At 40.4% G+C, this 854-nt stretch carries 1 pseudogene; it reads right to left on the bottom strand.

Annotated features, from left to right (window positions below):
- Positions 1 to 854 (bottom strand): annotated as a pseudogene (locus tag ACG9ZL_RS21065) (RHS repeat protein); the annotation flags it as partial.

Raw genomic sequence — 854 nt, 5'->3', positions numbered from 1 at the left:
GATCCATAACTTAGATTGGCTTGTACTTGTCCATCAGGACGAATGGTTTGAGTCAAATTCCCCAATTCATCGTACTCATAACGTAATACTGCTGTGAGTGGCGTTAGATTCGGTACTTTATAGTGTTGATGCTCACGTACCAACTGTCCAAGTTGATTGCGATAAAAATCAATTTGGCTTTCTGTATTGGTCGCTTTGCTGAGTTGGTTATTTAAGTTGTATTCAAATTCTTCAACTTGGCTATGCCGAGTCTGCAAATGGGTATAAGTCTTTGACGCGATCGAACCATCCATATGATAGCCGAATTGAGTCAGAATATTGGGTTGGCGGATTTGAAATAAAAATCCATTGTCATGATATGTAAAATGCTTTTCTTCACCATCAAAGGCTTGTTCACGCACCAATTGCCCAAAACGATTATAGTCAAATAGATATTCGGCATGGTTTTGATTGCTTAGTTTTTGAATTCGACCTTGTTTATCCCACTGGTAGCCGATTTGGTGTCTATTGGCATCGACCCGTTGCGCTAATAGCCCGACTTGATTGTATTTATATTGGGTGATTAAGCCTTTACTATCAGTATGCTTAAGTAAACGCCCTTCTTCATCATGTTCAAATTGTTCTTTTAATCCATCAGGATAAATGATTGCTTGTAACTGCCCTCGGTCTTTACCTTGAGTACTGTAGAGATACTGGACCTGTTGTGCATCCGCAGCAGCTTGTGCGGTCAGTGTACCGTCTTCATCATATTCCCAAGCACTACTTTTCCCTGAACAATCGGTATACGACACCATCTGCCCAAGATCATTATATTGAATTTTCTTTGAGCCGCCTTTGGCATCAACTACTTCAAC

The organism is Acinetobacter legionensis (assembly GCF_048551735.1).
Classification (GTDB): Bacteria; Pseudomonadota; Gammaproteobacteria; order Pseudomonadales; family Moraxellaceae; genus Acinetobacter.
Note: the sequence above shows the minus strand (reverse complement) of the source record. Positions and strands in the feature narration are given on the sequence as shown.